This is a genomic window from Mycobacterium sp. (assembly GCF_049280035.1).
In the GTDB taxonomy this organism is placed as follows: domain Bacteria; phylum Actinomycetota; class Actinomycetes; order Mycobacteriales; family Mycobacteriaceae; genus Mycobacterium.
Genome location: NZ_JBAPPI010000115.1, coordinates 1 through 8,073, shown reverse-complemented (window position 1 = coordinate 8,073; position 8,073 = coordinate 1). Strand labels below are relative to the sequence as shown.

At 64.6% G+C, this 8,073-nt stretch carries 8 protein-coding genes and 1 pseudogene; 4 read left to right on the top strand and 5 right to left on the bottom strand.

Translation table 11 applies throughout. From position 1 onward, the window contains the following. The coding region (locus WAN71_RS03855; protein ID WP_422224062.1) for a potassium transporter at positions 1-1,233 on the top strand (1,233 nt) is incomplete at its 5' end. Between the two features lie 50 nt (positions 1,234-1,283). On the opposite strand, the gene WAN71_RS03850 is transcribed toward WAN71_RS03855, so the two are convergent. The 4 genes from WAN71_RS03850 to WAN71_RS03835 all read right to left on the bottom strand — a co-directional run bounded on the left by WAN71_RS03850 (position 1,284) and on the right by WAN71_RS03835 (position 4,281). Further along, the gene (locus WAN71_RS03850) at positions 1,284-1,712 is read right to left on the bottom strand and encodes a nuclear transport factor 2 family protein (protein ID WP_422224061.1); all 429 of its coding nucleotides are present in this window, start codon (positions 1,710-1,712) and stop codon (positions 1,284-1,286) included. A gap of 114 nt (positions 1,713-1,826) precedes the next feature. Further along, positions 1,827-2,465: a maleylpyruvate isomerase family mycothiol-dependent enzyme gene (locus WAN71_RS03845; protein WP_422224063.1), complete on the bottom strand. Its 639-nt coding sequence runs from the start codon at positions 2,463-2,465 to the stop codon at positions 1,827-1,829. Between the two features lie 60 nt (positions 2,466-2,525). Beyond that, a complete protein-coding gene (gene ilvA, locus WAN71_RS03840; protein WP_422224060.1) occupies positions 2,526-3,815 on the bottom strand; it encodes a threonine ammonia-lyase in 1,290 nt (429 codons plus the stop codon). Between the two features lie 28 nt (positions 3,816-3,843). Further along, positions 3,844-4,281, bottom strand: a complete 438-nt coding sequence (locus WAN71_RS03835) for a nitroreductase family deazaflavin-dependent oxidoreductase (protein WP_422224059.1) — start codon at positions 4,279-4,281, stop codon at positions 3,844-3,846. Positions 4,282-4,415: 134 nt separating this feature from the next. Here WAN71_RS03835 and WAN71_RS03830 point away from each other — a divergent pair, with 134 nt between their 5' ends. From WAN71_RS03830 to WAN71_RS03820, 3 genes are all read left to right on the top strand, one after another. Beyond that, entirely contained in the window at positions 4,416-4,808 is a 393-nt protein-coding gene (locus tag WAN71_RS03830; RefSeq protein ID WP_422224058.1) for a GntR family transcriptional regulator, read from the top strand. After that, a complete protein-coding gene (locus WAN71_RS03825) occupies positions 4,805-5,890 on the top strand; it encodes a DUF1648 domain-containing protein (RefSeq protein WP_422224057.1) in 1,086 nt (361 codons plus the stop codon). The genes WAN71_RS03830 and WAN71_RS03825 overlap by 4 nt, the downstream gene beginning before the upstream one ends. Positions 5,891-6,105: 215 nt before the next feature. Further along, positions 6,106-7,332 (top strand): fatty acid desaturase family protein, encoded by a 1,227-nt coding sequence (locus WAN71_RS03820; protein ID WP_422224056.1) that lies wholly within the window; start codon positions 6,106-6,108, stop codon positions 7,330-7,332. 13 nt (positions 7,333-7,345) lie between these two features. Here WAN71_RS03820 and WAN71_RS03815 read toward each other — a convergent pair. Beyond that, positions 7,346-8,073: pseudogene (locus WAN71_RS03815) on the bottom strand (long-chain fatty acid--CoA ligase); the annotation flags it as partial.

Below are 8,073 nucleotides of genomic sequence, written 5' to 3'. Positions count from 1 at the left end.
CTGGGCCAGGACCGCTCGTACTTGGCGACGAAGAGCGAGGTGCTCCACCACTTTGAACATTGCCTCAATGTGATTAAGCAGCGGGTGCAGGTTGAGGAGTTCTTCGGCTGGGCAGTCGAGTCCGACGATGAGATGGACGGCACCGTGCGGATCACCTGCAAATCCTCCGATGGCCAGCATCTGGTTATCGCGGCGAAGCGTCTGATCAAGGCCTACGGGTTCCAAGTGAAGCCCAACGACCCACTCGAGATTTCCAGCGAGCGCATCCTGTCGGTGTCGCCCGACTTCTGCGACATGCGGTGCGAAGAAATGCGGGCCAGCGACACCCCGGTGTGGATCATCGGTGGCGGCAAGACCGCGATGGATACCGCCTACGCGCTGATCACCGCATACCCCGGGCGTGAGGTAAACCTCGTGGCAGGTTCCGGAACGTACTTCATGAGCCGCGACCGGATCCTTCCCGGCGGGGCCCGCCGGTGGTGGCGCGGTACGACTTTCACCAATCTGGGCCTGGAGCTGACGCGTCGTTTCGACGGCACCAACGAGGCAGAGGTCGCGGACTGGTTCCGCGCTACATACGGCACATGGGTAACCCCCACGACTGCAAACTTCCTGCTGGGCGTGTTGTCGGAACCGGAGACCAAGACGATCGCTTCAGGGCTCAACGACGTGATCATGGATTACTTCGTGGATGCCGTCGACCGCAACGGCGCAATCGACTTGGAGTTCCGTACTGGTTCTACGAAGGCGATCCAGCCGGGCAGCTGGATAGTCAATTGCACCGGATACTTCAAACCAGACGACCGCCCCTATGAGCCTTACCTTTCTCGCGGTGGATCGGTGGTTTCGATTAATCCGCGTTCTGTCACGCTCCATTTGACGTCCGTCATGGGCTACTTCATCACGCACCTGCTGTTTCTGGGCAAGATCAACGACGTCCCGCTGTATGAACTGGATGCGATGGACCTGCGGATCAAGGCGAATGCGGCATTCCCGTTCGCACTGATTTCGCTTGCCCTGCATAACATGAGCCTCATCGCCGACAGCGTCCCGGCAGAAGTGCTGATCCAGTGCGGACTCGACTTCAATCTGTGGTACCCGCTGCCACGCCGCCTGATGAGCGCCGCACGCTATCTACGCACGCACCACCGCGAACGCGACCGCCAGCGCCACATCCTCGACACCGTCCACAAACGGTTCGACGTTCGTTGCGGACCGCTCAACACTCAGTGAATGTACTGACGGTCAGTGACGTCTACCTACAGCGGCTGCTAGGACTCGTCCTAGCGGGCGCGCCACCATCGCCACCATGTTGACGGGTGTCGAAGGAGCGTGGGCAGGATCGTGAGTGGATCGAAGTAGGTCACGCGTTCGATCGCTTTGCCGTCGCGCAGCACGAGTCGGTTCACATTGGGCCATTCAGCGACCTTGCCTCCGATGCGCGCGTAAAGCCGGAACTCAATGAAGACTAGGTCCCCATCTCCACACCAACGGTCGACGTGAGCACGTAGCTCTGGAAGGCAGGACCAGATGCGTTGAAACTCTGCTTGTGCTGCCTGGATCCCGATCATGCGAGCTGCGAGTGGCTGCACGAGGACCACATTGGGGTGCAGCAGTTCCGGCAACCGTTGGGGTGATGGGGCGTCCCAAAAGTAGAACTGCCAACGATGAGAAGACGTAACCGGGCTCAACGCAGAGCCCGGCGGCGCCATCGAAACCCAACAACGACGCGAAGCCTTCGCCCCAGTGCCCACGGCCAACTGCGCGTAGCTGGCACGCGATGATGGACTCGGCATCCGAAACGGCCATCACAAAATGGACTGCGGTCAGGCAGACAGCAGCCGTTGGTGCAGTAGAGGTAGTCCGGGCCCATCAAGGTTGTCCAGCAGTGCGGTACGGCCGCTGACGGCCATCATCAAGGCGGCCGCGGGGCCGCGGACTTCAGCTCCTCTACCCCAGGATCGATCAATGTCGATGCCCCGCAACGAGATGCCCCACAGCCGACCCAGGGGCACGAAGCCAAACGGCCACGGCCCGGTCAAGAAATCCAGCGCAAGCGCCGCAAGTTCGGGGTCGGGCTCAAACGGGAGGTTGAGGGGAATTCTGATGTCGCCGCCGTGGATCAAGATATCGGCGAAGGGGGCCACCGGCCCGAATACCGGAGGACTCAAGGGGTAATTGGCGCGCTGACGCAGGGTGGTAACGATTTCGGCGGCCGGCAGCTGCGCGCGACAGCGTGCGAGCTCATCTATCGCGCGGGCCAGGCTGCCACGGCGCAGGGCCATCCTCAAGGGCACCGAGAAACCGTCGGCGACAGAGCAGGCGAGATGTGCGGCCACGGTCTTGACGTCCCAGCCTGCACACAGGCTAGGCGTCGCCAACTGTGTGTCGTCCAAGCTATCGATCAGTATCGCGATCTGGCGCCGCTCGTTCGCGACAGCGTCAAAGACAAGCTCGCGGTCCACTCGCACGAGAAAGACTCTAGGCCGCATCGTGAATGCGACTTGTTCACGTATGAACGCCAGCTACAGCAGATAGCGGTAGGCCGCCGAGCCCGGCTCGATGGTTTCGATCTGCATCTCGGTGGCACGCATCCGCTGCACCAGGCCATCGAATTCCGCGGCCGAGCCCAGCTCGATACCCACCAGCGCCTCGCCGGTCTCCCGGTTGTTGCGCTTGACGTACTCGAACAGCGTGATGTCGTCGTTGGGTCCCAGTACGTCGTCCAGGAACCGGCGCAGCGCCCCGGGCTCCTGCGGGAAGTCGACCAGAAAGTAGTGCTTGAGACCCAGGTGCACCAGCGAGCGCTCCAGCACTTCGCCATACCGGGACACGTCGTTGTTGCCGCCGGAGACCAGGCACACCACGGTGGTGTCCGGCTCGATTCCGGCTTCCAACAGGCCGGCGACCGATAGCGCGCCTGCCGGCTCGGCGATGATGCCCTCGTTCTGGTACAGCTCCAGCATGGCGGTACACACCGCGCCTTCGTCCACCGTGGTGATCGACACCATGTCGCCGGCGGCGGCCAGCGCGGCATAGGTCAGCGTTCCCGCCCGTCGCACCGCCGCGCCGTCGACGAACTGGTCAACGTGGTCCAGGGTGACCGGCTCCCCGGCGGCGAGTGCGGCCATCATCGCCGCGGCGCCGGCGGGCTCGACACCCAGCACCGCGGTGTTGTTCGTCCGCTCGGCGAGGTAGGTGGTGATGCCGGCGATGCAGCCGCCGCCGCCCACCGGAACCACAACCAGGTCCGGCTCGGCATCGAGCTGATCAAGCAGCTCGACGGCGATGGTTCCCTGCCCGGCCATGGTGCGCAGGTCGTCGTACGGCGGCACCAGCGTGGCGCCGGTGCGTTCGACGTCGGCGAGCGCGGCCTCGGCGGCCAGGTCGTAGGTCGATCCGCCCACAATCAACTCGATGAACTCGCCGCCGTGATAGCGGATCCGGTCACGCTTTTGTTTCGGGGTCTTGGCCGGTACGTACACGCGGCCGTGCACCCCCAGTGTCCGGCAGGCGAACGCGAAGCCCTGCGCGTGATTCCCCGCCGACGAGCACACCACGCCTGCGGCCAGTTCCTCGTCCGACAGCTGCACCAACAGGTTGTAGGCGCCGCGCAACTTGTATGAGCGCACCACCTGCAGGTCTTCGCGCTTGAGGTAGACACTGGCCCCGGTTGTCGCGGACAACCGGTCGCTGAGCTGTAGCGGTGTGGGGGTCACCACCCCCGCAATTCGCTTCGCCGCGGCATCGATCTCGGCCGCAGAGAGCGGCCCACCACCCGGGGTGCTAGGAGTCTGGCTCAGTTCGGCGGACACCGATTAATGGTCCCACCCAGCTGCAAGTTCACTGCACAGGGGTGAGCACGAAGACCGGAATCTGCCGATCGGTCTTGGTCTGGTACTCGGCGTAGTCCGGGAAGGCCGCCACTGCGCGCTCCCACCAGACGGCCTTCTCGTCGCCTAATACCTCGCGGGCGTCGTAGTCGCGGGTGACGCTGCCGTCCTGCAGCTCGACTCGCGCGTTCTTGGCGACGTTGTAGTACCAGACCGGGTTCGTCGGCGCCCCGCCCAGCGAGGCGACGATCGCGTACTCGCCGTCGTGCTCGACCCGCATCAGCGGAGTCTTGCGAAGCTTGCCGGTCTTGGCGCCCACCGTGGTCAACAGAATGATGGGCACGCCCTTCATATCTGCGGCGTCGGCTCCCCCGGATTCGGCATACTTTTCGGCTTGTTCTCGGGACCAATCCCACGGGCTAGGGGCGTATTCACCTTCAAGCGGCATACGGCCACCTTAAAACCTGCCGGCTCAGGGTGTTCGACCCGCTGACGTCAGGGCGTGACAACGTGCACGTTCGGGGTTGTCACCGGCCGCGGTCTGTTCTATAACTTATAGAATAAAGTTGTGGAGGTGGATTTGTGATCCTCAACGTCGACCTGGCCAGTGAGGTGCCGATCTACCAGCAGCTTCGAGACCGGATCGTGGAGGCGATCGCCGAGGGCGTGCTGACCGAGGGCAGCTCGTTGCCGGCCACCAGGGCGCTCGCCGCGGACTTCGGGATCAACTTCCACACCGTGAACAAGGCCTACGACCTCCTGCGCCAGCAGGGCCTGATCCGGCTCAACCGCAAGACCGGCGCGGTGGTGACCCAGGCGGTCGCGGACTCGCCGTTCCGCGCGGAGTGGGCCGCGAGGGCACGCACCCTGCTGGCCGAGGCCGTCGCCAAAGGACTACCGGCCGACGAGGCTCTCAAGACCTGTCGGTCCGTGCTCGATTCATTCGGTACCCCGCAGCCAAAGGACACACCATGACCGTTGCCATCGTCCTGAGCTCCGCGTTGTCAGCACTGGTGCTCGTACTCGCCCTGGTGCTGCCCTCGATCAACAGTCCGACCGTGCCCTTCGGGGTCCGGGTACCGGCCCAGCGTGCCGACGACCCGACCGTGGTCCGGCAGACCCGCATCTACCGATGGCGGGTACTCGTCGGTGGGATCGTCGCCGCCGGGGTCGGCATCGTCATCTACAGCGTGACCGGCGAACCGCTGCTGCTGCCGTTGTCGGTGCTGTTGCCCGTCGGCGTCTGGTATGGCTGCTTCTTCCTGGCCAACCACGAGATCCGGGCCGCCAAGGCCGCCGGGGGCTGGTACGGGGGCCTGCACCAAGGCATTGCGGTGGACACCGAACTGCGGACCGATCCACCGCGGTTTCCCTGGCTCTGGCTGGCACCGGCGCTGCTCGTCATCGTCGCCACGGTGGCGATCGGCGTGATCAGCTACCCGACGATGCCCGAGACGCTCACGGTGCACTACGGCGCGAACGGCGTGCCCAACCGGTTGGCCGCCAAGTCGGTCGGGACCGCTTTCTCACTGGTGTTCGTGCAGATCGGCGTAACCGCGTTGCTCGTGGGTATCGCGTCGGCCATCTTCCGCAGTAGCCGGCCCGACATCGACCCGGCGCGCCCGGTCACCTCGGCGCGCTGGCACCGCCAGTACATGTCGCTGGGCGCCAACGCGCTGCTCGGGCTGGCGGCGATGATCGACCTGGGGATGCTGGGATCATCGCTGCTGATGTGGACCGGGACGGTCACTTCGTGGGCGCCACTGGTGGTCGTGCTCCCGATCCTGGCCGCCGTCGTGGTGGCCGTCGTGGTGCTGGCCACGAACAACCGCCCGCGGGATGTGGGCGAGCAGGACACCGGGCTGATCCACCGGGACGACGACAAATACTGGCGGCGTGGCCTGTTCTACATCAACCGCGACGACCACGCGCTGCTGGTTCCGCGCCGGTTCGGTCTGGGATGGACGCTCAACTTCGGCAATCCCAGGGCAGCGATGCTTCTGGCCGGTGTGGTCACGCTGATCGGCCTGCTGATCACCCTCCGTTTTAGCGGCTGATCCGGGCGTCAGGTCGACTGCGTTCGCGCCGAGACCGCGGTGTGACCCTCGCCGTGTAGAGTCTGCAAGCGACACCGCCAACCCACGGTCCGACGTCCGGCGTACAGCCGATAAAGCAGGTAATCAAACACATGCCCCAGCTGTTCGGCTGGCCGCTGCGCGCTTTCGCGCGGCTAGGGCCACCTGCCATCCCGGCCACACCCCGGTAAGCGTCGATGGCCATCACCGAAGTACCCGAATACGCCCATCTGAGCACCGCGGATGTGGCCGCGCTCGCGGCCGAGTTGGACACGATTCGTTGCGACATCGAGGAGTCGCGCGGCGCAGAAGACCGTGAATACATCCGGCGCGCCATCGCCTTCCAGCGAGGCCTCGAGGTCGCGGCAAGGCTGACCATCCTCGCCAGCAAAACCAGGGTCGGCTGGATTACCGGAACCGTCGCGCTGGCTGCGGCCAAGTGCATCGAGAACATGGAACTCGCCCACAACATCACCCACGGTCAGTGGGATTGGATGAACGACCCGGAAATCCATTCCGCTACCTGGGAATGGGACATGGTCGGTCCCTCGTCACAGTGGCGGTCCTCGCACAACCACCTACACCATAAGTTCACCAACGTCGTCGGCATGGACGACGACCTCGGCTTCGGAGTCATGCGGGTCACCCGCGACCAGGAGTGGCGGCCGAGCAACCTGTTGCAGCCGTTGCGCGCAGTGTTGCTGGCGACCGCCTTCGAATGGGGTGTCGCAATGCACGGCCTGTACTCGGTGCAGGATCGCGAGACCACCGAGGCCGGCAAATCCGCCCATAAAAAGACGATGATCCGCAAGATGCTCCGCCAAGCCCTTAAGGATTATGTTCTCTTTCCTGCTTTTAGCGGGCGACGGTGGCGCCGCACCCTGGGAGCCACCGTGGTGGCCAACGGGCTTCGCAATGGGTGGGCCTACATCGTCATCGTCTGCGGGCACTTCGCCGACGGCGCGGAAAAGTTCACCGCGTCGGTCTTGGAGGACGAGACAAAGCCGGAGTGGTATCTGCGGCAAATGCTGGGTACCGCGAACTTCCGGGCCGGGCCGGTGCTGGCCTTCATGAGCGGAAACCTCTGCTACCAGATCGAACATCACCTGTTCCCTGACCTGCCGAGCAATCGCTTACCCGAGATCGGTGAACGGGTCCGCGCGCTGTGTGTCAGCTACGACTTGCCCTACACGACAGGTTCCTTCATTCGCCAGTACCTACTCACGGTGCGCACGATCTGCAAATTGGCTTTGCCGGCCCGGTTCCTTTCCGCATCCTGCGACGACGCACCAGAAACCGCCTCCGAGAACAAGTTCCGGAATGTCAAGAAGCAATCGGACTTGCCACGCGATGCGGCCGATGTGCGGCGACACGGGTTGGCGACAGCACTCGTTGCGCACCGGAAGCAACGCCAGGCCGGATAGCGCCCTTAGGCCGTCACGCCGGTTGCGCGGTCGATGCGCTCTTGGGCTCGTGCACCTCCGCGCCCGGTTCGCCCGCGTACAGTTCCTCGATCTCGGCGGCGTACTTGGCCATGATCGGCCGACGCTTGAGTTTCATCGTCAGGGTGATCTCGTCTCCGCCGGGCTCCCACAAGGTCGGCAGCACGCGGAAGCGCTTGATCTGCTCGACCCGCGACAGTTTGGCGTTGCCGTCGGCCACGCCCGCGGCGATCCGGGCGATCACCTGCGGATCGGCCGCCAGCGCCTCGGCGGAGGCGTCGGCGACTCCGTGCTGGGCCGCGTACGGGGCGACCGAATCGGCGTCGAACACCAACAGCGCGGTGTTGTACGGGCGGCCGTCGCCGATCGCGAGCATTGCGCCGACCATCGGGCAGGCGGCCATCACGGTGGTCTCGATGTTGGCCGGCGACATGTTCTTTCCGGCCGCGTTGATGATCAGCTCCTTCTTCCGGTCGACGATCCGCAGATAACCGTCGGCGTCGACGTCCATGATGTCGCCGGTGTGCAGCCAGCCGTCGGGGTCGATGGCCTCGGCAGTCTTGGTCTGTTCGCCGCGATATCCCTTCATCACCAGCGGTCCCCGCACCAGATATTCACCGTCCTCGGCGATCTTGGCCTCCAGCCCGGGCAGCAGCTTGCCCACCGTGCCCAGTCGCGCCTCGGCCGGATGGGCCACGCTGGCAACACAACTCAGCTCCGACA

Coding starts and splice junctions, on each gene's coding strand:
- WAN71_RS03850 (WP_422224061.1), bottom strand. CDS start 1,712: ATGGCGCCGCCGGGCTCTGCGTTGAGCCCGGTTACGTCTTCTCATCGT.
- WAN71_RS03835 (WP_422224059.1), bottom strand. CDS start 4,281: ATGCCGCTTGAAGGTGAATACGCCCCTAGCCCGTGGGATTGGTCCCGA.
- WAN71_RS03825 (WP_422224057.1), top strand. CDS start 4,805: ATGACCGTTGCCATCGTCCTGAGCTCCGCGTTGTCAGCACTGGTGCTC.
- WAN71_RS03820 (WP_422224056.1), top strand. CDS start 6,106: ATGGCCATCACCGAAGTACCCGAATACGCCCATCTGAGCACCGCGGAT.